This window comes from Rathayibacter sp. AY1C2, from assembly GCF_002931195.1.
Lineage (GTDB): Bacteria > Actinomycetota > Actinomycetes > Actinomycetales > Microbacteriaceae > Rathayibacter.
Map to the genome: position 1 here is coordinate 84,344 of NZ_PSWG01000001.1, position 23,715 is coordinate 108,058.

A 23,715-nucleotide genomic window follows, 5' to 3' on the forward strand; every position below is an offset into this window, starting at 1 on the left:
CCTCCTACACTGGACCCTCGTGATCACGCTCGCCTGCTGCCTCCTGATCGTCAACGCCGTGTGGAACGCGATCGTCTGGCCGCCCTTCCTCCGTCGCGTCCGCAAGGACCCGCGGGCGCGCGACGCGGACGGCCGCGCGACGACCTTCCTCCGCGTGCACACGGTGCTCATCGGCGTGTCGCTCGCCCTCGCCGTGGTCTCCCTGGTCGTGGGAGTGCTGGGACTCGTCCGGGGCGCCTAGGCCCCGGCGGGCGCGGCCTCTGCGCTTCGGTATCGTGGTCGCAGTCCGCCCCCGTAGCTCAGCGGATAGAGCAGGAGCCTTCTAATCTCTTGGTCGCAGGTTCGATTCCTGCCGGGGGCACCATCGGATCGGGAGCGCGCCGGTCGCCGTCCCTAGTCTTGTCCCGGTGGCGTGCGGATCAGCGTCGACGCCTCGCGCCCGTCCTTCGACCGCGTCGCGGCCTCTCTTCGGGCGGCGCTGCGCTCCTCCGAGGAGTGACGCCCGGCACCCACGGGGTTTTCCTCCGCTCCGGTGACCCTCGGACGAGGACTCGCGGTCGCTCCACCAGTAACACACCGGCAAATCGGAGGCAACACCGGCGTGTTTCCCACCCGAAGTCGTTTGAGTGTCATTCAGGCACCTAGTCTTGGGGTGTCCGGAATTACAACGACGTAACGAACGGAGGTACGACCATGCTGCTCCTCGCCATCCTCGGTGGAATCGCCGTCGCGTGGACGATCGTCGCGGCGCCCCTCGCCGTACTGGTCGGCCGAGTCGCGCGTGCACGTGATGCACACAGCTAGTCAGTACACGCACCGCCCGCACCACGGAGAAGGCCCCGATCGCACTCGCGATCGGGGCCTTCTTCTCGTGGTCGGGAGCACTCAGACCGAGCTGCGCTCCTGGCCTCGGTCGTCGTCCGAGGCGGACCGCTCGAACCGGGCCTCGTCCGCCCGGACGACCGCCTCGTCGTCGGCCGGCACGCCGTCGCGGTCTCCGTCGGCCGGAGCCGACGGCGTCGCGTCGTGCTCCGCGTCCGGCTGCGGCTCGGCGGCAGGAGCCGAGCGCTGCGGGTCGACGGGCGGCAGCTCCTCCACGGGACGCTCGCGCGACGGCACCTCCAGGCGGTCGACGTCGGCGAGCAGGCGGCGGGTCTCCTCCTGCGAGGCGTCACCGGCCGACGCGGGGAGGACGATCGTGGGCGTCTGCGGGGCTGCAGAGCCGAAGGCGGAGCCCGCGCCGACGACGACCGGTGCGACGGCGGTCGGTGCGGCGGCCGGGGGAGCGGTGCGCTGGGGAGCGGCCTCGGCGGTGCTCGCGGCCCGATCGGACGACGGAGCGGACTCGGCGGAGCGGTCTCGACCCGTCTCCGAGAAGCGCCAGCGCTCGAGGTCGGCGAGGAAGGCCTTCCGGGCGCGCCCGGGCTTGTCCCGCCACTGCACGAGGCGGTCGCGGAACTCGCCCACGCTCGCCTGCGTCTGGTAGCCGCCGGTGCTCGACGTGTGCTTCAGCTCGGCGAGCTCGTGAGCGGCCCAGTTGGCCGCGACTCCGGAGCCCTTGACGGGCAGGAGGCGCAGGTGCGTCTCGGCCTGCGCGGAAGCGCGGTCGCTGAGGACGCGCTCCGGGCTGCTGAGGACGTTCCAGGCCGAGGCGTCGACCGCGGCGTCGACGAGCGTCGCGATGACCGCGTTCTTCCGCTCGTGATCCTGCTGACGGATGAGGCGCGCGATGGACGCTCGGAAGACGGAGGCGATCACGATCGCTCCGACCACCACGGCCAGCAGGACCACACCGGCCGTGAAGACCGCCTGGTGTCCGTCGCTCGTGCGGATCCAGGACATGAACTCGTTCCACCACTGCATGGGGCGAACGCTATCCGGGGCGGTCGCCGCGGCCCGGTCGGCACGCCGCCGACCGGGCGGATCGGCGCGTCAGGCGACGCGGAAGACCTCGATCGCGTCGTCGACGCTCCAGAACTCGCCGAGCTCGGCGCCGGCGGGCATGCCCGCCCGCAGCAGCCGGGCGCGGTACCGCTCGCCGAGCGGATCCTCGACCAGCTCGATGTGACCGACCACGGCGCCCGAGCCGGTGCTCACGCGCCACAGCCGGGCGTTGACCCGGGTGAGCGTCGGCGGGGTGCGGGTGGCGTGCAGCGTGGACAGGGACATCGGTTCCTCCTGCTCGAGTCTCGGAGCACCCACCGGCCGAGTGCTGTCGCAGACTACGGCCGACCACCGACATCCCCGCCGGGGCGTCAGCGCAGGGTCGTGCCGTGCACCGCGAACTCCTCGATCGCGTCGATCTCCTCCTGCGAGAGGGGGCCGGCGTCCAGCGCGGCGACGTTCTGCTCGAGCTGCGCGACGCTCGACGCGCCGATGATGGCGCTCGTGACGGTGGGCACCCGGAGCACCCAGCTCAGGGCGAGCTGGGCCAGCGACTGGCCGCGCTGCTGCGCGATCGCGTTCAGGCCGCGGGCGCGCGTCAGGTACGCCTCGTCGATCCGGTCGGAGGAGAGGAAGCGCGACGTCGCCGCACGGGACCCCTCCGGCACGGTGCCGTCGAGGTAGCGGTCCGTCAGGAGCCCCTGCGCCAGCGGCGAGAAGACGATGCAGCCGGTGCCGAGCTCGTCGAGCACGGGGAAGAGGCCGTCCTCGGGTCCGCGGTCGAAGAGCGAGTAGCGGGGCTGGTGCAGGAGGAGCGGCACTCCGCTGCCCGCCAGTGCCGCCTGCGCGGCCCAGGTCTGCTCGGGCGAGTAGTTCGAGATGCCGGCGTAGAGCGCCTTGCCCGACTCCACCGCCGAGACGAGAGCGCCCATGGTCTCCTCGATCGGAGTCTCCGGGTCCGGCCGGTGCGAGTAGAAGACGTCCACGTAGTCGACGCCGATCCGCTGCAGGCTCTGGTCGAGCGAGGAGAGCAGGTACTTGCGCGAGCCGCCGTCTCCGTACGGGCCGGGCCACATGTCGTATCCGGCCTTGGACGAGATGACGATCTCGTCGCGGTACGGGCGGAGGTCCTCCGCGAGGATGCGGCCGAAGGCCGTCTCGGCGGCGCCGTAGGGCGGTCCGTAGTTGTTCGCGAGGTCGAAGTGGGTGACGCCCAGGTCGAACGCGCGGCGGAGGATCGCGCGCTGCGTGTCGAGGGAGCGGTCGGATCCGAAGTTGTGCCAGAGGCCCAGCGACAGGGCGGGCAGCAGCAGGCCGCTCCGTCCGGTGCGTCGGTAGTCCATGCGGTCGTAGCGGGCGGGGGCGGCGTCGTAGCTCACGCCGCGACTCTATTGCAGGGGGCGGATCCGCGGAATGCAGGGGGCGGTGAGCGTGTTGGACCGACCGACGCCGCCGGCACCCCGGACGCGTCGACGCGACAGGAAGTGAGTCACACGCAATGCGCACATTCGTACTCGCCGGAGGATGCTTCTGGTGTCTGGACGCCGTCTACCGCGTCCTCGACGGCGTGACCGACGTCGTCTCCGGCTACACCGGCGGCCGCACGACCGAGCCCGACTACGAGGACGTCTGCTCCGGGCGCACCGGCCACGCCGAGGCCGTCGCCGTCACCTTCGACCCCGAGGTCATCCCCGAGCAGGTCGTCCTCGACGTCTTCTTCACCCTGCACGACCCGCGACAGCTGAACCGCCAGGGCAACGACGTCGGCACGCAGTACCGCTCGGCGATGTTCTACTCCTCCGACGAGGAGAAGGAGCTGTTCGAGACCGCGCGCGACCGTGCGTCCGAGTGGTGGGACGGCCCGATCGTCACCGAGATCTCGCCGCTGGGCGTCTACTACCCCGCCGAGGACTACCACCAGGACTTCTTCGCGAAGAACCCGGGCCAGGGCTACTGCATGGCCGTCGCACTGCCCAAGGTGAACAAGATCCGCAAGTCCTACTCGAGGTACATCACCGCGTCGTGACGCTCCTCCACAGGGGACGATCCGCTCGTCCTCTCCCCAGAAGGGCCCGCTTCCACCTCGGAGGCGGGCCCTTCGTCGCGACACTGGCCCTGCGGCGCCCGAGCGGTACCAGCCCCCTCCGCCCGGGCGCCGTGCCCGTCGCAGCCGCGGCGGGACAGGAGTAGAGAGGACACGACCATGACCGACACGCTGACCGTCATCGGGACCATCGGCACCGAGCCCCGGAGCATCGACACCTCCAGCGGCACCGCGATGACCAGCTTCCGGCTCGCCTCGACGCAGCGGCGCTACGACCGCTCGGAGCAGCGCTGGGTCGACGTCTCGACCAACTGGTACACCGTCACCGCGTTCAACGGCCTGGCCGGCAACGCGCTGTCCTCCCTGTCGCGCGGCGACCGGATCCTCGTCACCGGGCGGCTCGGGGTGAGGGCCTGGGAGGCGGGAGGCAAGGCCGGTACCGATGTGGTCCTCACGGCCGAGGGCATCGGGCACGACCTCGCCTGGGGGACCAGCAGCTTCACGAAGACCGTCGGGCGCGCCTCTGCTCCCGCCCCTGCCGCCGAGCCCGCGTGGAGCGAGGAGGCGCCGCGCGAGGGCGCCGCGGCGGGGGACTGGGGCGCGTCGGGCCATGACCGCGGTGATGCCGCGCCCGAGCCGCCGGTGGCGGCGGGCGTCGGCGGAGGCGCTCCCGGTCTCTCGGTAGGATCCGGGGAGACCCCGTTCTGATCCGGGGGACCGGAGCGAGAGCCGTCCCGGTCGGGAGGAGTCGGGCGTGACACGGAACCGAGCGGCCCGCATCGCGCTCGTGCTCGGCGGTCTCGCCGTCTGCCTCTCCGGCTGCACGTCGCCGTCGGCGCCGGACCCCGTGGTGTCCTCCTCCGCGGCCGAGGCGCCGGCACCGGCGGAGTCCACCGCACCCGTCGCCTTCGTGCCGGGCGGGACGACGGAGCAGAACCTCCCCGTGTTCGAGCAGACCCTTCGCGCGGCGGCCGAGCCCGATCCGGACGTGAGCGGCTCCAGTGTGGTCGACGCGCTCGTCGCGGCGGGGTTCTCCCGCGAGTCGATGCAGCTGACAGCGGACGAGACCTCGGTCGGACTCGACGCGGACTCGGTGCAGGTCTCCGTCAAGCTCGGGGAGTCGTGCCTCATCGGCCAGTACGGCCCGAAGAGCGGCGGGGTGCGGGCGGTGATCGCGGCACCGATCGCGACCGGCGCCTGCCTGGTCGGCCGAACCGTCCCGATCCAGGGCTGACGCGCCGGCCTCGACCGGGAACCGCTCCGCCATGCGCCCCGGTCGAGGTCGTAAAGGACGAAAGGATCCTCGACAAGGCCCCTCGCCCGTCGAGTCCGAGAGAGCCCGGTGTTCGCTCGTCGCTCCTGCAGGACCACTCCGACCGGTGCGGATCCGAGCGTGAGCACAGCCTCGTGCGGGCGGACCGGTCGAAGATCCCGGTGGTCGGCGGCGCCCTCCCCTCCCCGGGACGCCGCTCAGCACGGTTAGGCTGCCCAGACCGACACGTGTGCCCCAGCGCGGGCACCGCGACGGACGTGCCGACAGGAGTGCTCGGCACGAGGACCACGACGAGGGGGAACTCGCCATGACCACATCCCGACCGCAGACGACGACGCGAGCGAGGTGGAGGCGCGCCGCCATCGCGGTCGCGAGCACGGCAGCCGTCGTTCTCGGAGTGACGACAGGAGCCGGAGCGGCTGCCGCCGAGCAGGAGCGTCTGTCCGCGCAGGTCAGTCCCTATAACTGGTCGACGACGGAGACCTTCTCGGCCGCCCAGACCGCTGCCGTCGCGGGCGACGTCACCGGGCTCGACGTCACGCTCTCCGACTCCGCTCGGCCGACGGGACCGTACCCGGCGTTCACGACCTACAACTGGGCCATCGGTGACTACGACCTCGCCGGGTCGGCGACCCTCGCGTCCGGGAGTCGCAGCTTCCGCATCGACCTGAAGCAGCCCCTCGCCTCGTTCGGCAGTGGAACCGTCGCTCTGCAGATCACTGCGCAGAAGCAGCCGATCAAGAACCCCGAGGAGCCGATCGGCCAGCCGGTCGACAGCGGCTACGAGCTGACCACGTCGGCCACCCTCTCCGTCGCCGAAGCCTCCGGCAGCGGCGGCGTCGGCGGGGTCGACCTCAGCGGGACCGCGCAGACGCTGCAGCGGAGCGCCGCGTACTTCGCGTACAAGAAGGACGTCGACGTCGTGGAGGTCAAGGGCGGCGACACCGTCGTCCTCGAGTCCAACCGGGACGGCTTCTACGACCTCCAGGGGCTCGCCGCCTACGTCGGTCCCAGCAGGACCGAGCGGATCCCCGCCCAGGTGGTCGCGGACAACGATCAGTCCAAGGTCACCGTGACGATCCCGTCCAGCGCCTACGACGCCTACAAGGACCGCGTGAGCAGCCTGCTCCAGGTCACCGGCATCAGCAACGGCAGGGTGGAGCAGCCCCGCGGAGCGACCATCACGTCGGACGCCGCGGTCCGCGTGACAGGAAGCGGAGCCACCACCCCGCCGGTCACGCCGATCCCGACGGCCACCGCGACCACCCCGCCGGTCACGCCCGCGCCGACCACCACTCCGACGGCCCCGCCCGCCGGCTCGCCGGTCGTCTCGCGCATCTCGGGCACCGACCGTCAGGGCACCGCGGTCGAGGTGTCCAAGCGCACCTTCCCGGCGAACGTCCCCGTCGTCTACGTCGCCACCGGGCAGAACTTCCCGGACGCGCTCAGCGCCGGACCCGCCGCGGCCAAGGCGGGCGGGCCGCTGCTCCTGGTCGACCGCGACTCGATGAGCCAGGTCGTCCGCACCGAGCTGACGCGTCTCAAGCCCGCGAAGATCGTCGTCGTGGGCTCCGAGCTCAGCGTCGGCAGCCAGGTCTACAGCGACCTGGCCGCGTATGCGCCGAAGGGGAAGACCACACGCATCGGCGGAGTCGACCGCTACGACACCTCGAAGCTGATCCTCCAGGACGCCTTCAGGGGCGACTCCTCGATGGCCTGGCTGGCCACGGGCGAGAAGTTCCCCGACGCCCTGAGCGCCAGCGCCGCAGCCGGCGCGAATCGCGCTCCGGTGGTGCTGACCAACGGAACCGGCTCCACGGTGGACCCCCTCACCCAGCAGATCATCAGCGGCCTCAAGGTCAGTAGCTTGACGATCGCGGGCTCCTCGCTCTCGGTCAGCGCCGGCATCGAGCGCTCGATCACGGGCCCGATGATCACCCGCATCGGCGGGACCGACCGGTACGACACCTCGGAGAAGCTGAACAAGGCGGCCTTCACCTCGGCGAAGACCGTCTACCTCGCGACCGGTGAGAAGTTCCCCGACGCCCTGGCCGGAGCCACGGCGGCGGGCTACACCGGGAGCCCGCTCTTCGCGGTCCAGCCCACCTGCGTGCCCCGGGCGGTCCTCGCCGACATCACCGCGTCCAAGGCGACGCAGGTGATCCTGCTCGGCAGCACGGACACGCTGTCCGAGGCGGTGGAGCGCCTGACGCCCTGCAGCTGATCCGCACCGTCGTCCGCTGACGCGATCCGCCCTCCCCACCGGCCCGGCCGGAGCGGAGGGCGGTCCGCGTTCAGGCGCTCCCTCCGACGCGGACCGGCGAGTTCCCGTTATCCTCGACTGGTGCGGACGGTCCCGCGGCCTGCGCTCCGCGTCGGCCGGGGCCCGGCGTCCCGCCCCGGTCCGAGCCTCCGTCAGCGCCTCCGCGCGGAGCAGGGGACCGGCGGGCGACCCGACTCCGCGCAGACCGACGGACTTGAGGACTGGGCATGGCTGAATACATCTACTCGATGGTGCGCGCGCGGAAGGCGGTCGGCGACAAGCTGATCCTGGACGACGTCACCATGTCGTTCCTGCCGGGAGCGAAGATCGGCGTGGTCGGGCCCAACGGCGCCGGCAAGTCGACGATCCTGAAGATCATGGCGGGGCTGGACACGCCGAGCAACGGCGAGGCGCGGCTCAGCCCGGGCTACACCGTCGGCATCCTGATGCAGGAGCCCGAGCTCGACGAGACCAAGACGGTACTCGAGAACGTCCAGGAGGGCGTGGGCGAGATCAAGGGCAAGATCGACCGCTTCAACGAGATCTCCCTCGCGATGGCCGACCCGGACGCCGACTTCGACAGTCTCCTCGCCGAGATGGGGACCCTGCAGGAGGCGATCGACGCCGCCGACGCCTGGGACCTGGACTCGCAGCTGGAGCAGGCGATGGACGCGCTGCGCACCCCGCCGGGGGACTCCCTCGTCACCAACCTCTCGGGTGGCGAGAAGCGCCGCGTGGCGCTCACCAAGCTCCTCCTGCAGAAGCCCGACCTGCTGCTGCTCGACGAGCCCACCAACCACCTCGACGCCGAGAGCGTGCTCTGGCTCGAGCAGTTCCTCTCGAAGTACCCCGGCGCCGTGCTCGCCGTCACCCACGACCGGTACTTCCTCGACAACGTCGCGGAGTGGATCGCCGAGGTCGACCGCGGCCACCTCTACCCCTACGAGGGCAACTACTCGACGTACCTCGAGAAGAAGAGCGCCCGCCTGGAGGTCCAGGGCAAGAAGGACGCCAAGCTCGCCAAGCGGCTCACCACCGAGCTCGACTGGGTGCGCAGCAACGCCAAGGGCCGTCAGGCCAAGTCGAAGGCGCGCCTGGCGCGCTACGAGGAGATGGCGGCCGAGGCCGAGAAGACGCGCGTGCTCGACTTCGAGGAGATCGTCATCCCGGTGGGCCCCCGTCTGGGCTCCCAGGTCATCGACGCGAAGAAGCTGCACAAGCAGTTCGGCGAGCGCGTCCTCATCGACGACCTCAGCTTCACGCTGCCCCGCAACGGCATCGTCGGCGTCATCGGCCCGAACGGCGTCGGCAAGACAACGCTCTTCAAGACGATCGTGGGCTTCGAGCCGCTCGACTCGGGCGACCTGAAGATCGGCGAGACGGTCGACATCTCCTACGTCGACCAGAGCCGCGGCGGCATCGACCCGCAGAAGAACCTGTGGGAGGTCGTCTCCGACGGGCACGACTACATCACCGTCGGGAAGACCGAGATCCCCTCCCGCGCCTACGTCTCGCAGTTCGGCTTCAAGGGCCCGGACCAGCAGAAGAAGGCCGGCGTCCTCTCCGGTGGCGAGCGGAACCGCCTCAATCTCGCGCTGACGCTCAAGCAGGGCGGCAACCTGCTCCTGCTCGACGAGCCCACCAACGACCTGGACGTCGAGACCCTGGGCAGCCTCGAGAACGCGCTCCTCGAGTTCCCGGGCTGCGCCGTGGTGATCACGCACGACCGGTGGTTCCTCGACCGGATCGCGACCCACATCCTCGCCTACGAGGGCACCGAGGAGGATCCGGCCAACTGGTACTGGTTCGAGGGCAACTTCGAGGCGTACGAGGAGAACAAGATCGAGCGCCTCGGCCCGGACGCGGCGAAGCCGCACCGCTCCGCGTACCGCAAGCTCACCCGCGACTGATGCGCCTGCACGTCGCCATCCCGCTGCGCTGGTCGGACTTCGACGCCTACGCGCACGTGAACAACGCCGAGATGCTGCGCCTGCTCGAGGAGGCGCGCATCCAGGCGTTCTGGAAGCCGGACTCGCCGCAGCCCGGCGGGATGGCGACGGCGGTGCTCGACGCACGGCCGGGCGCCGAGTCGATCAGCCTCATCGCCCGGCAGGAGATCGAGTACCTCGCGCCGATCCCGTACATGCGCGCGCCGATCGACGTGGAGCTGTGGATCGGGCGGATCGGCGGGGCGAGCCTCGAGGTCTGCTACGAGCTCTACTCGCCCGCCGGCGTCGTCCCGCGGGTGCTCTTCACGAAGGCGGCCACCACTCTGGTGCTGGTCACGGCCGCGACGGGCAGGCCCCAGCGCATCCCGGAGGAGCTCCGCGAGGCGTGGGGCCCCTACGTCGAGGAGCCCATCACCTTCTCGAAGCGGGGCTGAGCTCAGCCCAGGGGGACGCGGACCATGCCCTCCTGGGCGACGCTCGCCACGAGCGCGCCCTCCTGCGTGTAGATGCGCCCGAGCGAGAGGCCGCGTCCGCCGGACGCGCTCGGCGCCTCCTGCACGTAGAGGAGCCACTGGTCCACGCGCGCGGGGCGGTGCCACCACATCGCGTGGTCGAGGCTCGCGATCCGCAGGCCGGGCGTCGTCCAGGCCGCACCGTGCCGGCGGAGCGTGGATTCGAGGATCGTGTAGTCGCTCGCGTAGGCGAGGGCGGCGCGGTGCAGCATCGGATCGTCCGGCAGCGGTCCGAGCGAGCGCATCCACACGCTCTGGTGCGCGACCCGCTCGGGGTCGGCCCGGAGGTACACCGGCTGCTCGACGTGCCGCACGTCGAAGGGGCGCTGCGTGGCCCAGAAGCTGCCGACCGGGTGGTCGACCCCCGCGAGGATCTCAGCGGTGCTCGGCAGCGACTCCGGGTCGGGGATCCCCTCCGGCATCGGCGCCTGGTGGTCGAGGCCCTCGTCCTCGGTCTGGAACGAGGCGATCATCGAGAGGATGGGGCGTCCGTTCTGGTAGGCCTGCGTCCGACGGGTGCAGAAGGAGCGGCCGTCGTGGATCCGGTCGACCGAGAACGTGATCGGCAGGGAGACGTCCCCGGGGCGGAGGAAGTACCCGTGCATCGAGTGCACGGAGCGCCCCTCGACGGTGCGACCGGCCGCGATGAGCGACTGCGCGAGGACCTGGCCGCCGAAGACCCGCCCCTCGGGCATCCACTGCGAGGGACCCGTCGAGATGTCCTCGCTGGTGCGGGCGCCGGTGTCCGTCAGGTCGAGCGCGGTGAGGAACGAGGACAGGGGATCGGGCACGGTACCTCCGGGGTGTCGGGCGGTGGGGCGAGCGGCCTCGGGTAAGTTTATCGACGCGATGAGTTCGTCCTTCTCCCTGGCGGATCCGCCCAGCCTGTCGGATCTGCGCGTCTTCCTCGGCCGTTCGGCCCGGGTCGAGGACGGTGCGGTCCGGCTCCTCGCCGACGACCACGTGCTGGCCGCCTACACCGCGATCCTCCAGCCCCGCGGTCTGCTCGACCGCTCCGCGACCGTGCTGGGCCTGCGCGTCTTCGCGCTCGACGAGCCCGCCGGTTTCGACCGGGTCGTGCCGATCCGTGCGCTGTCGGACCGCCTCGCCCGCCTGCAGTGGGAGCCGGGCGGAGCGGACGGCAAGCCGGTCATGCTGCCCGACGGCGACGACGCGACGGCGGGACCCTGGGCGGGCGTCTCCCCGCCCCGCGGCGGCTGGACCCGGCGCGAGCCCGTGGACCCGGGCTTCCTGGAGCGCGTCGCGCGCGAGGGGATCGACGAGATCGCGGCGGCCGTCGGCTCCGAGACGGGCGAGCAGATCGTCGGCCGCGTGCGGTCGAGCGTCTGGGGCCGCCCGCTCGACGGCCTCGAGGACGTCCCGGCGGGAGCGGCGTTCGCCCTCTTCGCGCTCGGGTTCCTCGGCGCCGACGACCCGGTCGCCCTGCTCGAGAGCGGCGCCTGGCGCCGCCTCACCTCACGGCGCGGACACGTGCTGGTCCGCACCCCGGGCTGAGCGGCTACTCCTCGAAGGTGTTCACCATCGCGTGGGCGGCGCGCTCCAGGTAGTCCCAGAGCAGGGCGTCGTCGGCCGGAGCGAGCTCGAGATCGTCGACGGCCGTCCGCATGTGCTGGAGCCAGTGGTCGCGGGCCTCGGGGTTGATCCGGAACGGCTGGTGCCGCATCCGCAGGCGCGGGTGGCCGCGCTCCTCGCTGTAGGTGCCCGGGCCGCCCCAGTACTGCTCGAGGAAGCCGGTCAGCCGCTGGATCGCGCCCTCGAGGTCGTGCTCGGGGTACATCGGCCAGAGGACCTCGTCCTCGCGGACGCCCTCGTAGAAGCGGCGGACCAGGCGCTCGAACGTCGGCCGGCCGCCGATGTGCTCCCAGAAGCTGCGCAGCGGAGGCGTGCCGCCGATCTGCAGGCCGCTCACGAGCGCGCTCCCGTCGGGCCGGAGGTGCCGCCGCCGTCCTGGGGCGGCGTCCCGCTCCCGCGCCGCAGCGCGCGGGGGAGTCGCACGGGCTTGCCGTGCTCGGTGCTGATCGTGGGGGAGGGCGTGGTCCGCGGCGGTTTGGCGCCTCCGACGCTCGTCGCCCCCTCGAAGCCCTCGAGGACGACGGTGGTCAGCGAGGGGAGCTTCACGTCGAGCGCGTCGAGCGACTTCTTCAGGCGCAGGCGCAGCTCGCGGGCGACGTCGTCCTTGGCGGTGGTGCGGGTCTTGACCACGACCCGGATGACCAGGGCGTCGTCGGCGATGGACTCCAGGCCCCAGAGCTCGGGCTTGTCGATGATCCGGGCCCGCCAGCGACTGCTCGCCGCCAGTTCGTTCGCGGTCGCGAGGACCGTGGACTGCACCTGCTCGAGGTCCGTCTCGTAGGGCACGGCCAGGTCGACGATGACGCGCGACCAGCCCTGCGACATGTTCCCGACCCGGACGATCTCGCCGTTGCGGACGAACCAGAGGGTGCCGTTGACGTCGCGGATCTGCGTCACCCGGACGCCGACCGACTCGACCACGCCCGTCGCCTGCCCGGTGTCGACGACGTCGCCGACCCCGAGCTGGTCCTCCGCGACCATGAACAGCCCGTTGAGGACGTCCTTGACGATGTTCTGCGCGCCGAAGCCGAGGCCCGCGCCGAGGGCGGCCGTCAGCAGGGCGAAGGAGCCGATGAGGTCCTTGTCGATCGTCGTCACGATCATGACCAGGGCGATGACGACGATCAGGATCGAGCTCAGGTTGTTGAGGATCGACCCGAGCGTGCGCGTGCGCTGCACCACCCGCACGGCCGCGAGCGGCGACGCGGCGATCGACTGGGTGTCCTCGACGCGCTGGCGGCGCTTCACTCCCGACACGATCTGGTCGACGACGCGGCCGATCACGAAGTGGGCGATGACGCGCACCAGCAGCGCGCCCAGCACGATCCCGAGGATCGCGACCACCTTCCAGAAGGGCTCGGACTCGAAGAAGGAGACGGTGGCGGCGACAGGGTCCGGGGTGGAGGTCTGAAGAAGCAGCATGACCGCTCCAGGCTACGGGACGCCTCCCTCCGAGACGGGTGCACGAGCTCCGCGCGCGTATAGATTCGAGTCGGGTCCGCTCGGGCCCGGACACCGCCCTGGGAAGGACGCCCGATGCTCCACTCCACCCGGACTCCCGCCGAGAAGCGCCGCCTCTTCCGCGAGCGCCTCGCCTCGGGCGAGCTGCTGCAGCTGCCCGGCGCGTTCACCCCGCTCTCCGCGCGCCTCATCGAGGCGAAGGGCTTCGACGGGATCTACGTCTCGGGCGCCGTGCTCTCGGCCGAGCTGGGGCTGCCGGACATCGGGCTCACCACGCTCAGCGAGGTGGCCGGCCGCTCGCAGCAGATCGCGCGCCTGACCGACCTGCCCGTCCTCGTCGACGCGGACACCGGCTTCGGCGAGCCGCTGAACGTCGCTCGCACGGTGCAGATGCTCGAGGACGCCGGAGTCGCGGGGCTGCACATCGAGGACCAGGTGAACCCCAAGCGCTGCGGGCACCTCGACGGCAAGGCGGTCGTCGACGAGGCGACCTCGGTGCGGAGGATCGCGGCGGCCGTCGACGCGCGCCGCGACTCCGACCTGGTGATCATGGCCCGCACCGACATCCGCGCCCTCGACGGCCTTCCGGCCGCGATCGACCGCGCCAAGCGCCTCGTCGACGCCGGAGCCGACGCGGTGTTCCCCGAGGCGATGCGCGACCTGTCCGAGTTCGAGGCCGTGCGCGCCGCGATCGACGTGCCGATCCTCGCCAACATGACCGAGTTCGGCAAGAGCGAGCTGTTCACCGCGCAGCAGCTCGCCGACGTCGGCGTGAACGTCGTGATCCACCCGGTCTCGCTGCTCCGGATCGCGATGGGCGCCGCGATGCGGGCACTCGACGCCCTCAAGGCGGAGGGCTCGCTCCGCTCGGAGGTCGCGGGCATGCAGACGCGCGCCGAGCTCTACGAGCTCCTCGACTACGCCTCGTACAGCCGCTTCGACGAGGGCGTCTTCGACTTCTCGCTCGCCGACCACTACGGCGCCTGAGCGCGCCGACCCGCACGAACCGGCGGCGCTCCCCGGTGCCGCCGCCCGCCTCTCGCGAAGGAGCGAAGGATGAGCACGACCGATCAGGACATCCGCAAGGGACTCGTGGGGGTCGTCGTCGACACGACGGCCGTCTCGAAGGTCGACCCGGCGTCGAACTCGCTGCTCTACCGCGGCTACCCCGTGCAGGAGCTCGCGGCGGGGACCTCGTTCGAGGACGTGGCCTGGCTGCTCTGGCACGGCGAGCTCCCCACTGCGGAGGAGGCGGCCGGGCTGGCCGCCGTGGAGCGGGCCCACCGCGCCCTGGCCCCCGAGGTGCGCACCGTGATCGACCTGCTGCCGCTGTCGGCGCACCCGATGGACGTGGTGCGGACGGCGGTGAGCGTCCTGGGCGCGCTCGAGGAGGATCCGGACGCCGACGCTCCCGAGGCCGTGCTGGAGCGCTCCGTGCGGCTCTGGGCGGCACTGCCGGCGATCGTCGCCTACGCTCAGCGCCGCCTGCGCGGCCTCGAGCCGATCGATCCGCGCGACGACCTCGACTACTCCGAGAACTTCCTCTGGACGACCTTCGGCGAGGTGCCGGAGCCGGTCGTCGTCGACGCGTTCCGCGTCTCGCTGGTGCTCTACGCCGAGCACTCCTTCAACGCCTCGACCTTCACGGCCCGCGTCGTGACGTCGACGCTGTCGGACGTCCACTCCGCCGTGACCGCCGCCGTGGGAGCGCTCAAGGGACCGCTCCACGGCGGGGCGAACGAGGCCGTGCTGCACGTGCTCGACGAGGTCGGCACCGGACCGGAGGCGGACCGGCGGTCCCGCGAGTGGCTCGCCGAGGCTCTCGGACAGCGCCGGAAGGTCATGGGGTTCGGCCACCGGGTCTACAAGTCGGGCGACTCGCGGGTGCCGACCATGGACGCCGCTCTCCGGCGGCTCGCCGAGCACGAGGGGGCCGGCGAGATGATGGAGCTGTACGACGCCCTGGCCGCGGCGATGGCCGAGCGGACGGGCATCCTGCCGAACCTCGACTACCCGTCCGGCCCCGCCTACCGGCTGATGGGCTTCGACACCGGGATCTTCACTCCGCTGTTCGTCGCCGCGCGGGTGGTGGGCTGGACGGCCCACGTGATCGAGCAGCGGGGCTCGAACGCGCTCATCCGGCCGCTGTCCGCCTATGACGGGCCGGAGCGCCGCTCGGTCCCGCAGCGCTAGGCGCCGGGAGCGGGGAGAGCCGCCCGGTCCGGCAGCGCCGAGCGCCGGGGACCGGGCGGCTCACTGTCAGCCCCGGGTGTCGCGCTCCTGGGCGCGGAGCGCACGCTCCACGCCGGCCAGGTTCTCGATCACGAGTCGGCGCAGCGCCGGGACCTCCGGGTTCGCGTCGAGCCAGGCGCGGGTGGCGTCGACGATCTCCTGCGAGGGCGCGGCGGCCGGGTAGAAGCCGACGACCAGGTACTCGGCGATCTTGTAGCTCTTCGACTCCCAGAGGGAGCGGAGGGCGTCGAAGTAGACCGGGACCATCGCGTCGAGCAGGCGCGGGTCGGCGGCGCGCTGGAAGCCCAGGCCCGTCGAGCGGACGATCGTGTTCGGGGCCGAGTCGTCGGCCGTGACGGAGTCCCAGGCCGCGCGCTTCGCCTCCGCGGTCGGCAGTGCGGCACGGGCGTGCGCGGCCGACTGCTGGCCGGTCGCCGTGTTGTCCGAGGCGAGCGCCGCGTCGATGTCGTCAGCGCCCGCACGCCCGCCGGCGACGAGAGCGATCAGCAGCTCCCAGCCGAGGTCGGTGTCGATGTCGAGGCCGTCGAGAGCGGTGGAGCCGTCGAGCAGCGCCTGCACGGCCTCGAGGTGCGCCGGGGTGGACGCGATCGCGGCGAAGAACTTCACGAACTGGAACTGCGCGTCGCTGCCCGGCTCGGCGCCCTGCGCGAGCGTCCACAGCTGATCGCCCGCCTCCTCGACGACCTCGGCCCGGTACTCCGGAGCGACGTACTGGGTGGCGGTGGCGACGAGCTGGTTGAGCACCGTCCGCAGGGTCGTGGACTCGGTCTCGGTCGCGACGTTGCCCAGGACGAGGCGGACGAAGTCGCGCGGCGCCGACTCGGCGTCGCGGGTCGAGTCCCAGACCGAGCCCCAGACCAGCGAGCGGGCCAGGGGGCTCTCGATGCTCGCGAGGTGCTCGACGGCCACGGCGAGCGAGGCGTCGTCGAGGCGGACCTTCGCGTAGGCGAGGTCGTCGTCGTTGAGCAGCACGAGCGCCGGACGGGTGCGGCCGATCAGCTCGGGCACCTCGGTGCGCTCCCCGTCGACGTCCAGCTCGAGGCGGTCGACGCGGACGAGGCGCTCGCCCTCGAAGTCGTACAGGCCGATCGCCAGGCGGTGCGGGCGGACCGTCGGGTACTCCTCGACCGCGGTCTGCAGGATCGCGAAGGACGCGATCGCTCCGCTCTCGTCGACCGCGATCTCGGGGCGGAGCGTGTTCACGCCGGCCGTCTCGAGCCACTGCGCCGACCACTCGGTGAGGTCGCGCCCGCTGGTGGCCTCCAGCTCGACCAGCAGGTCGCGCAGCTCCGTGTTCGAGAAGGCGTGCTTGACGAAGTACTCGTGGACGCCGGCGAGGAACTCCTTCTCGCCGACCCACGCGACGAGCTGCTTGAGCACCGAGGCGCCCTTGGCGTAGGTGATGCCGTCGAAGTTGACCTGGACGTCCTCGAGGTCGTTGATGGTCGCGACGATCGGGTGGGTCGAGGGCAGCTGGTCCTGGCGGTAGGCCCAGCTCTTCTCCATCGCGGCGAAGGTGGTCCACGCCTCGGTCCACTCCGTCGCCTCCGCGGTGGCGAGGGTGGAGGCGTACTCGGCGAACGACTCGTTGAGCCAGAGGTCGTTCCACCACTTCATCGTGACCAGGTCGCCGAACCACATGTGGGCGAGCTCGTGGAGGATCGTGACGACCCGGCGCTCCTTGATCGCGTCCGTCACCTTGGAGCGGAACACGTAGGTCTCGGTGAAGGTCACCGCTCCCGCGTTCTCCATCGCGCCGGCGTTGAACTCGGGGACGAACAGCTGGTCGTACTTCGCGAACGGGTACGGGACGCCGAACTTCTCCTCGTAGAAGGCGAAGCCCTGCTTCGTCTTCTCGAACACGTAGTCGGCGTCGAGGAAGGGCGCGAGCGAGGCCCGGGCGAAGACCCCCAGCGGGATGGTGCGGCCGTCGGAGGAGACGAGCGAGTCGGTCTCGACCACGTAGGGTCCGGCGACGAGGGCCGTGATGTAGGAGGAGATGCGCGGGGTGGGCTCGAAGCTCCACGTCGCGATCCCCTCGCCCGCCGGGACCGGCTCGGGAGTGGGCTGGTTCGACACGACCTGCCACTGCGCGGGCGCGGTGACGGTGAAGCGGAACTCGGCCTTGAGGTCCGGCTGCTCGAACACCGCGAAGACGCGGCGGGAGTCGGGCACCTCGAACTGCGAGTACAGGTACACCTCGCCGTCGACGGGGTCCACGAAGCGGTGCAGGCCTTCGCCCGTGTTGGTGTAGAGCATGTCGGCGACGACGGTGAGCTCGTTGTCCGCGGCCAGGGCGTCGAGGCGGATGCGGACGCCGTCGGCGACGTCGGCGGGGTCGAGCTCCGCGCCGTTGAGGGTGACGGAGTGGACCGTGCCCGTGACGGCGTCGATGAAGCTCGAGGCGCCCTCGGTGGCGGAGAAGCGCACCGTGGTCGTGCTGAGGAAGGTCTCGGCTCCCCGGGTCAGGTCGAGGGCGATGTCGTAGTCGTGGACCTGGATCAGCGAGGCGCGCTCCTGCGCCTCGCTCCGGGTGAGGTTGTCTCCTGGCACGGGGGTGCTCCATCCGTTCGTCTCGGGCGCTGCCGCGGGCGCCGGGGTGCGGGCGCCGCCGATCCACCCTAGAGCTGCCGGGACCCGCCGTGGAGCCCCGTGGCGCCGATCCTGCGGAGCCGCCGGGGAGCGCGGACGCGGCCCCGGCGAGCGGCGTAGCGTGTCCCCATGACCTCTGTGGACTTCTGGTTCGACCCCTCCTGCCCGTGGGCCTGGATGACCTCGCGATTCGTGGACGAGGTGACCCCCGCGCGCGACCTCGACGTGCAGTGGCACATCATGAGCCTCGCCGTCCTCAACGAGGACAAGGACGTGGACGACTCGTACCGCGCCTTCCTCCCGCGCGCGCTGCGATACACCCGCCTGGTCGCCGCCGTCGCCGAGCGCGAGGGCCGCGAGCACGTCAAGCCGCTCTACGACGCGCTCGGCACCCGGATCCACCCGGGGGGGCGCACCGACGTCGACGCGGTGATCGCCGAGTCGCTCGCCGAGCTCGGCCTGCCTGCGGAGCTCGCCGCCCACGCCGACTCGGACGAGCACGACGAGCCGATGCGCGCCTCCCACTTCGACGGGATCGAGCGGGTCGGCCAGGACGTCGGCACCCCGGTCATCGCGATCGGGGACGTCGCCTTCTTCGGCCCCGTCATCTCTCCGATCCCGAGGGGCGAGCAGGCGCTGACCCTCTGGGACGGCATCGTCGCCGCCGCCTCCTTCGACGGCTTCTTCGAGCTCAAGCGCTCGCGGACCCGCGACCCGCAGTTCGACTGAGCCGACCCGCGGTACTCTGGCTCCCGGCCCGGGCACCGCGGGTCCCAGACGGCTCTTCCGGAGGAGTTCTCTCGTGCGCATCCACATCGCCACGGACCACGCAGGGCTGGACTTCAGCCGTCACCTGATCGAGCACCTCGGCGCCGCCGGTCACGACGTGATCGACCACGGCCCCACGTCCTACGACCCGCTGGACGACTACCCGTCCTTCTGCATCAACGCCGCCGCCGCGGTCGTCCGCGATCAGGAGGCGGGGGTCGAGGCCCTCGGCGTCGTCTTCGGCGGCTCGGGCAACGGCGAGCAGATCGCGGCGAACAAGGTCGCGGGCGTGCGCGCGGCACTCGTGTGGAACCTGAGCACCGCCGTGCTGGCCCGCCAGCACAACGACGCGAACGTCATCTCGATCGGGGCCCGCCAGCACTCCGTCGAGGAGGCCACCGGCTTCATCGACGCGTTCGTCGCCGAGCCCTTCACCTTCGAGGAGCGGCACGTGCGCCGCATCGCGCAGCTCGCCGAGTACGAGGCCACCGGCGACATCGCCGGCCGGGTCGTCGACTCCGCCGCGAAGGAGCGCTGAGTGCCCGAGGGGCACTCCGTCCACCGGATCGCCCTGCAGTTCGAGCGCGACGTCGTCGGGCACCGCGTCGCGACCAGCAGCCCCCAGGGCCGCTTCACCGAGGGAGCCGCGCTCCTCGACGGGCGCGAGGTCCTCGAGTCCACGGCCGTCGGCAAGCACCTGCTGCTGCGCTTCGAGGACGACCTGACGCTGCACGTCCACCTCGGCCTCTACGGCGCGTGGGACTTCCTCGGGCACGTCTCGCCGCTGTTCCCGGACGGGAAGGCCGGCAGCAGCATCGGCGCTCCCCGGCGCCGCCGCGCCGTGCGCCTCTCCGAGACGGAGCACGAGACCGACTCCGATCTCGACGAGTTCCCGCCGCCGCCCGTGGGCGCGGTGCGCGTGCGCATCATGACGGAGGAGACCGTCGCCGACCTGCGCGGCCCCACCGCCTGCGAGGTGATGGACCCCGCCCAGGTGGAGGCCCTCCTCGCCCGCCTCGGTCCGGATCCGGCCGACGACGACTCCGACGAGGCTCGCGACCGCTTCGTGAACCGGCTCCGCAGGACGGCGACGCCGGTCGGGCTGGTGCTGATGGACCAGTCCGTTGTCAGCGGCATCGGCAACATCTACCGGGCGGAGCTGCTCTACCGCGCCGGCCTCGACCCGCACACTCCCGGCAAGCAGGTGCCGCTGGAGCTCGCTCAGGAGCTGTGGCGGGACTGGGCGGACCTGCTCGAGGACGGCATCCGGACCGGGATGATGATCACGCGCCGCGGCCTCACGAAGACCGAGCGCTCGAAAGCCGTCCGCAGCCGCGCCGAGCGCAACTACGTCTACAAGCGGGAGGGCCTGCCCTGCCGCGTCTGCGGCACGAACGTGCTACTCGAGGAGATCGGCGCGCGCAAGCTCTACTGGTGCCCGGTGTGCCAGTCGTGAGCGCCGGTGGAGAGACGCCGGCCCGGTCCCGCGCCGTCCGCCCCGCGCTCCGCGAGGCCGCCAGATGACCGGCGGTCTCCTCCTCAGGGGCGCCCGCCTCCTCGGCTCGTCCCGACCCGGTGCCGTGCTCCTGCGCGACGGCCGCGTGGAAGCGGTCGGACCGGACGCCGCCGCCGCCCCGGGCGACGAGGTGCGCGACCTCGACGGGCGCTGGGTGCTCCCCGGCCTCTGGGACGAGCACGTCCACTTCTCCCAGTGGGCGATGACGGCACCGCGCCTGGACGTCTCGTCAGCCGACTCGGCCCGCGGAACGGCGGACGCGGTCCGACGTCGCCTGGCGGAGGAGCCCGGTACCGGCACGCTGATCGGCTTCGGCTTCCGCGACGGCCTCTGGCCGGAGCCGCCCACGACCGCGCTCCTGGACGAGGTCTCTCCGGAACGGCCCGTCGTGCTGATCAGCGGCGACCTGCACTGCGCCTGGCTGAACTCCGCCGCGTACCGGCGCTACGCCGTCGCTCCCGAGCCCGAGCTGCTGCGCGAGGACGCCTGCTTCGAGCTCGTCACCGCACTCGGCGCCCTCGGCGACGACGAGCTCGACGCACTCGCCGACGCGGCGGCGCGGCGGGCTGCGGCTCGCGGGGTGGTCGGCGTCGTCGACCTCGAGATGCGCTGGAATGTGGGGGACTGGCCCCGTCGCGTCGCTGGCGGAGCACGCTCCCTCCGCGTCGACACCGGCGTCTACCGCGACCACCTCAACCGCGCCCTCGCGGAGGGACTGCGCACGGGCGACGAGCTCGACGGCGGTGACGGCCTGCTGCGGATGGGCCCGCTCAAGGTCCTGATCGACGGCTCCCTCAACACGAGGACCGCCTACTGCGCCCACCCGTACGCCGACCACGACGGCTACGGCGTCCTCACCGTGGAGCCCGCTGAGCTGGACGAGCTGCTCGCCCGCGCGGCCGCCGGGGGCATCCGCTCCACCGTGCACGCGATCGGAGACGCCGCGGCGACGCTGGCTCTGGACGCACTCGGCCGGGTCGGCGGGGGCCGGATCGAGCACGCTCAGCTGCTCGCGGAGACCGACCTTCCGCGGTTCGCCGCGTTCGGCGTGGAGGCCGGGGTGCAGCCCGCGCACGCGCTCGACGACCGCGAGGTGGCGGAGCGGTACTGGCCGGGACGGACCGGCCGGGCGTTCCCGCTGCGCTCGCTGCTCGACTCCGGGGCCCGCGTGGTGCTCGGCTCGGACGCTCCGGTCGCTCCGCTCGACCCGTGGGTCGCGATCTCGGCCGCGGTCGCGCGGGCGCTGCCCGGCGACGAGCCCTGGCATCCGGAGCAGCGGGTGAGCGTCGAGGAGGCGATCGTCGCCTCGACCCGGGTGCGCCGGCTCACGCCCGCGGCCGGCGATCCCGCCGATCTCGTGGTGGTCGACCGCGATCCGCTCGCCGCCGACGCGGGAGCCCTCCGATCCATGCCGGTCGCCGCGACCCTCCTGGCGGGCCGCTTCACGCACGGCGGCTGACCCGCGCCCGACGCGACTCCGGCTGCTCCGGATCGCGCGGACGGGCCGGGAACGACGACGGCCCGCGGGATCCGAGGATCCGCGGGCCGGTCGAGGCGTGGTGCTCAGCTCTCGCTGACGTGGGCGAAGAGGAACCAGCGGTCCTTCTCGAGGCCGCGGCCGATCTCGATCGCGACGTCCTGGCTGCTCGCGTCGATCTCGGCGAGCTCGGCGATCGCCGTGTTGACGGTCGCGATGGCGACGTCCATCTGGCGGATGATCTCGACGATCGCGTTCTCGGAGCGCTGGAAGCCGGGGGTGAGGGGTTCGGACCGCGTCGCCGAGGCGACGGTCTGGATGCGGGCGTCGACCGGGAGGCCGAGGGCGACGACGCGCTCCGCGGCGAGGTCGGCCCACTCGATGGCGCGGCCGACGATCGCGTCGAGCAGCTCGTGGACGCCGATGAAGTTGGCGCCGCGGACGTGCCAGTGCGCCTGCTTGCCGTTGACGGCGAGCGCGGTCATCTCGACGACGACGGGGCTGAGGAACTGGGCGACTCCGGATGCGACATCCGGGTTCGACGAGGTGAGCGACGTGACGGACGTGGTGGACATCGTCTGGTCCTTTCGAGAGGGGGTGACTGATCGTCAACAGTACGCAGATCCCCCGGCGCCGCAAGGAAGCGCAGGCTCGGCTCAGTCCGGTGAAGGACAGGCTCACCTCTGTCGCGGAGGGGCGTCACGGGGGCTTCCCCCCGGGTGCCCGGAGCCGTGCCGCCGGTACGCTCGACCGGGTCGCGGCGGCGGCGGGAGCGGACAGGAGGCGCGGATGAGCGGAGCATCGACGGCCCTCGGCGAGGCCTCGCGCGCCTACCTCCGGCTCTGGCGCGGACTGCCCCGGGAGGTGCTCGCGCTGGTGGCCGCGATCCCGGTCGCGCTCCTCGGCGCCTTCTGCGCCGGCGTCGCGCTGGCCGTCGCGCTCGGGCTCGTCGGAGTCCTGATCGGCCTGGTGTTCCTGCCCGCCGCCCTCTACACGGCGCGCTTCTTCTCGCGGGCCGCCGTCGGCCTCGACGTGCTGGCCGGACGGCCCGCCGTCCCCCGGCCGCAGTGGCGGCGACCGCCCTCCGCCGTCACTCCCTCGACCTTCGCCCTCTACGGTCCGGTGATCGACGGGCACTACTGGCTCGCTCTCCTGCACACGCTCGTCGTGGCTCCGGTGCTCGCGCTGCTGTCCGGACTGCTCCTCGCGCTGTGGACCTGGGCGGGCCCGGGCACGGTGGCCGCCGCGCTCACGGGGGCCCCCGGTCCGGCCCGCCTGCTGGCCGAGAGCGGAGCAGCTCTGCTGGGCGCCCCGCAGCCTCCGGCGGGACTGGTCGCCGCGGCGACGGTCGCCACGACCGTCCTCTTCGTCTCGACCCTGCCGTTCGCCACCCGCGGCCTCTCCCTCCTGCACTGGCTGGTCGACCGTCTCCTGCTCGGCCCGTGGGAGTCGGAGGCGCTCCAGCGCGAGGTCGCCGAGCTGAGCGCCTCCCGCGGCGCAGCCGTCGCCGCCGAGGACCGCGCGCTGCGCCGGCTCGAGCGCGACATCCACGACGGCCCGCAGCAGCGCCTGATCCGGGTCCAGATGGACCTGGCCTCGGCACGCAATCGACTCGCCGCCGACCCGGAGTCCGCCGCCCGCCTGGTCGACGAGGCTCGCGAGCACGTGCGCGCCGCGCTCGACGAGCTGCGCGCCCTCTCCCGCGGCGTGGCGCCGCCGATCCTGCAGGACCGGGGCTTCGAGGCGGCGGTGCACTCGCTCGCCGAGCTCAGCCCGGTGCCGGTCGAGGTCCTCACCGAGCACCCCGTGGCGGACGTGCCGCCCGAGGTCGAGCGCAGCGTCTACTTCGTCGTCGCCGAGCTGCTCGCCAACGTCTCCAAGCACTCCGGTGCCCGATCGGTGCGGGTGCATCTCGACACCCGCGACTCCGGCACTCCGGGGGAGCGCTGGCTCGACGCCTGGGTGGTCGACGACGGAGTCGGCGGGGCGTCACCGGTCGCCGGTCACGGTCTCGAGGGGGTCGGCGGGCGCGTCCGGGGCCTGCGCGGGATCCTGAGCGTGGAGTCGCCGGTCGGCGGGCCGACCACGGTCGGGGTGCACGTCCCCTACCGCCCGGCCGTCCTATCCTGA

At 72.2% G+C, this 23,715-nt stretch carries 23 protein-coding genes and 1 tRNA gene; 16 read left to right on the forward strand and 8 right to left on the reverse strand.

Annotated features, from left to right (window positions below; translation table 11 throughout):
• Positions 1 to 19: 19 nt before the first annotated feature.
• Both C5C55_RS00420 and C5C55_RS00425 read left to right on the forward strand, forming a co-directional pair.
• A complete protein-coding gene (locus C5C55_RS00420; protein WP_104223717.1) occupies positions 20 to 241 on the forward strand; it encodes an SCO4848 family membrane protein in 222 nt (73 codons plus the stop codon).
• A gap of 47 nt (positions 242 to 288) precedes the next feature.
• Positions 289 to 364, forward strand: a tRNA-Arg gene (locus C5C55_RS00425).
• A gap of 521 nt (positions 365 to 885) precedes the next feature.
• Here the strand turns inward: C5C55_RS00425 and C5C55_RS00430 are convergent.
• The 3 genes from C5C55_RS00430 to C5C55_RS00440 all read right to left on the reverse strand — a co-directional run bounded on the left by C5C55_RS00430 (position 886) and on the right by C5C55_RS00440 (position 3,263).
• Positions 886 to 1,863, reverse strand: coding sequence for a hypothetical protein (locus C5C55_RS00430; RefSeq protein ID WP_104232524.1), 978 nt, complete (start codon positions 1,861 to 1,863; stop codon positions 886 to 888).
• 69 nt (positions 1,864 to 1,932) lie between these two features.
• Complete coding sequence (locus C5C55_RS00435; RefSeq protein WP_104223715.1) at positions 1,933 to 2,169, reverse strand: hypothetical protein; 237 nt, start codon at positions 2,167 to 2,169, stop codon at positions 1,933 to 1,935.
• Positions 2,170 to 2,255: 86 nt separating this feature from the next.
• Positions 2,256 to 3,263: an aldo/keto reductase gene (locus C5C55_RS00440; RefSeq protein ID WP_104232525.1), complete on the reverse strand. Its 1,008-nt coding sequence runs from the start codon at positions 3,261 to 3,263 to the stop codon at positions 2,256 to 2,258.
• A 119-nt stretch (positions 3,264 to 3,382) separates the two neighbouring features.
• Between C5C55_RS00440 and msrA the strand changes: the two genes are divergently transcribed.
• The 6 genes from msrA (at position 3,383) to C5C55_RS00470 (ending at position 9,847) form a co-directional block, all read left to right on the forward strand.
• Positions 3,383 to 3,910, forward strand: coding sequence for a peptide-methionine (S)-S-oxide reductase MsrA (gene msrA / locus C5C55_RS00445; protein WP_104223713.1), 528 nt, complete (start codon positions 3,383 to 3,385; stop codon positions 3,908 to 3,910).
• A 177-nt stretch (positions 3,911 to 4,087) separates the two neighbouring features.
• Complete coding sequence (locus C5C55_RS00450; protein ID WP_104232526.1) at positions 4,088 to 4,636, forward strand: single-stranded DNA-binding protein; 549 nt, start codon at positions 4,088 to 4,090, stop codon at positions 4,634 to 4,636.
• 46 nt (positions 4,637 to 4,682) lie between these two features.
• Complete coding sequence (locus tag C5C55_RS00455; RefSeq protein WP_104232527.1) at positions 4,683 to 5,162, forward strand: DUF6993 domain-containing protein; 480 nt, start codon at positions 4,683 to 4,685, stop codon at positions 5,160 to 5,162.
• A gap of 346 nt (positions 5,163 to 5,508) precedes the next feature.
• Positions 5,509 to 7,425 carry a cell wall-binding repeat-containing protein gene (locus C5C55_RS00460; RefSeq protein ID WP_104232528.1) on the forward strand — a complete coding sequence of 639 codons (1,917 nt, stop codon included), beginning with the start codon at positions 5,509 to 5,511 and terminating at the stop codon, positions 7,423 to 7,425.
• A 266-nt stretch (positions 7,426 to 7,691) separates the two neighbouring features.
• Positions 7,692 to 9,374 carry an energy-dependent translational throttle protein EttA gene (gene ettA / locus C5C55_RS00465; protein WP_104223708.1) on the forward strand — a complete coding sequence of 561 codons (1,683 nt, stop codon included), beginning with the start codon at positions 7,692 to 7,694 and terminating at the stop codon, positions 9,372 to 9,374.
• Positions 9,374 to 9,847, forward strand: coding sequence for a thioesterase family protein (locus C5C55_RS00470; RefSeq protein WP_104223707.1), 474 nt, complete (start codon positions 9,374 to 9,376; stop codon positions 9,845 to 9,847). The genes ettA and C5C55_RS00470 overlap by 1 nt, the downstream gene beginning before the upstream one ends.
• 2 nt (positions 9,848 to 9,849) lie before the next feature.
• Here the strand turns inward: C5C55_RS00470 and C5C55_RS00475 are convergent, their stop codons facing one another.
• Complete coding sequence (locus C5C55_RS00475; protein WP_258072474.1) at positions 9,850 to 10,716, reverse strand: acyl-CoA thioesterase II; 867 nt, start codon at positions 10,714 to 10,716, stop codon at positions 9,850 to 9,852.
• A 58-nt stretch (positions 10,717 to 10,774) separates the two neighbouring features.
• On the opposite strand from C5C55_RS00475, the gene C5C55_RS00480 reads away from it, so the two are divergent.
• Complete coding sequence (locus tag C5C55_RS00480; protein WP_104232529.1) at positions 10,775 to 11,440, forward strand: hypothetical protein; 666 nt, start codon at positions 10,775 to 10,777, stop codon at positions 11,438 to 11,440.
• Between the two features lie 4 nt (positions 11,441 to 11,444).
• Here C5C55_RS00480 and C5C55_RS00485 read toward each other — a convergent pair whose 3' ends face one another.
• Positions 11,445 to 11,855, reverse strand: coding sequence for a globin (locus tag C5C55_RS00485; RefSeq protein ID WP_279630823.1), 411 nt, complete (start codon positions 11,853 to 11,855; stop codon positions 11,445 to 11,447).
• The gene (locus C5C55_RS00490) at positions 11,852 to 12,940 is read right to left on the reverse strand and encodes a mechanosensitive ion channel family protein (protein WP_104232530.1); all 1,089 of its coding nucleotides are present in this window, start codon (positions 12,938 to 12,940) and stop codon (positions 11,852 to 11,854) included. Before C5C55_RS00490 ends, C5C55_RS00485 begins: the two co-directional genes overlap by 4 nt.
• 114 nt (positions 12,941 to 13,054) lie before the next feature.
• Here C5C55_RS00490 and prpB point away from each other — a divergent pair, with 114 nt between their 5' ends.
• A complete protein-coding gene (prpB, locus tag C5C55_RS00495; protein ID WP_104226736.1) occupies positions 13,055 to 13,966 on the forward strand; it encodes a methylisocitrate lyase in 912 nt (303 codons plus the stop codon).
• Between the two features lie 69 nt (positions 13,967 to 14,035).
• A complete protein-coding gene (locus tag C5C55_RS00500; RefSeq protein WP_104232531.1) occupies positions 14,036 to 15,172 on the forward strand; it encodes a bifunctional 2-methylcitrate synthase/citrate synthase in 1,137 nt (378 codons plus the stop codon).
• Positions 15,173 to 15,238: 66 nt separating this feature from the next.
• Here the strand turns inward: C5C55_RS00500 and pepN are convergent, their stop codons facing one another.
• Positions 15,239 to 17,785 (reverse strand): aminopeptidase N, encoded by a 2,547-nt coding sequence (pepN, locus tag C5C55_RS00505; RefSeq protein WP_104232532.1) that lies wholly within the window; start codon positions 17,783 to 17,785, stop codon positions 15,239 to 15,241.
• A 168-nt stretch (positions 17,786 to 17,953) separates the two neighbouring features.
• Here pepN and C5C55_RS00510 point away from each other — a divergent pair, with 168 nt between their 5' ends.
• The 4 genes from C5C55_RS00510 (at position 17,954) to C5C55_RS00525 (ending at position 21,567) form a co-directional block, all read left to right on the forward strand.
• Complete coding sequence (locus tag C5C55_RS00510; RefSeq protein WP_104232533.1) at positions 17,954 to 18,553, forward strand: DsbA family protein; 600 nt, start codon at positions 17,954 to 17,956, stop codon at positions 18,551 to 18,553.
• A gap of 73 nt (positions 18,554 to 18,626) precedes the next feature.
• Complete coding sequence (locus C5C55_RS00515; protein ID WP_104223700.1) at positions 18,627 to 19,130, forward strand: ribose-5-phosphate isomerase; 504 nt, start codon at positions 18,627 to 18,629, stop codon at positions 19,128 to 19,130.
• On the forward strand, positions 19,131 to 20,048 hold the full coding sequence (locus C5C55_RS00520; RefSeq protein ID WP_104232534.1) for an Fpg/Nei family DNA glycosylase: 918 nt from the start codon (positions 19,131 to 19,133) through the stop codon (positions 20,046 to 20,048).
• 64 nt (positions 20,049 to 20,112) lie between these two features.
• Positions 20,113 to 21,567: an amidohydrolase gene (locus tag C5C55_RS00525; RefSeq protein WP_104232535.1), complete on the forward strand. Its 1,455-nt coding sequence runs from the start codon at positions 20,113 to 20,115 to the stop codon at positions 21,565 to 21,567.
• Positions 21,568 to 21,671: 104 nt separating this feature from the next.
• Here the strand turns inward: C5C55_RS00525 and C5C55_RS00530 are convergent, their stop codons facing one another.
• Positions 21,672 to 22,160, reverse strand: coding sequence for a Dps family protein (locus tag C5C55_RS00530; protein ID WP_104232536.1), 489 nt, complete (start codon positions 22,158 to 22,160; stop codon positions 21,672 to 21,674).
• Between the two features lie 214 nt (positions 22,161 to 22,374).
• On the opposite strand from C5C55_RS00530, the gene C5C55_RS00535 reads away from it, so the two are divergent.
• A complete protein-coding gene (locus C5C55_RS00535) occupies positions 22,375 to 23,715 on the forward strand; it encodes a histidine kinase (RefSeq protein ID WP_104232537.1) in 1,341 nt (446 codons plus the stop codon).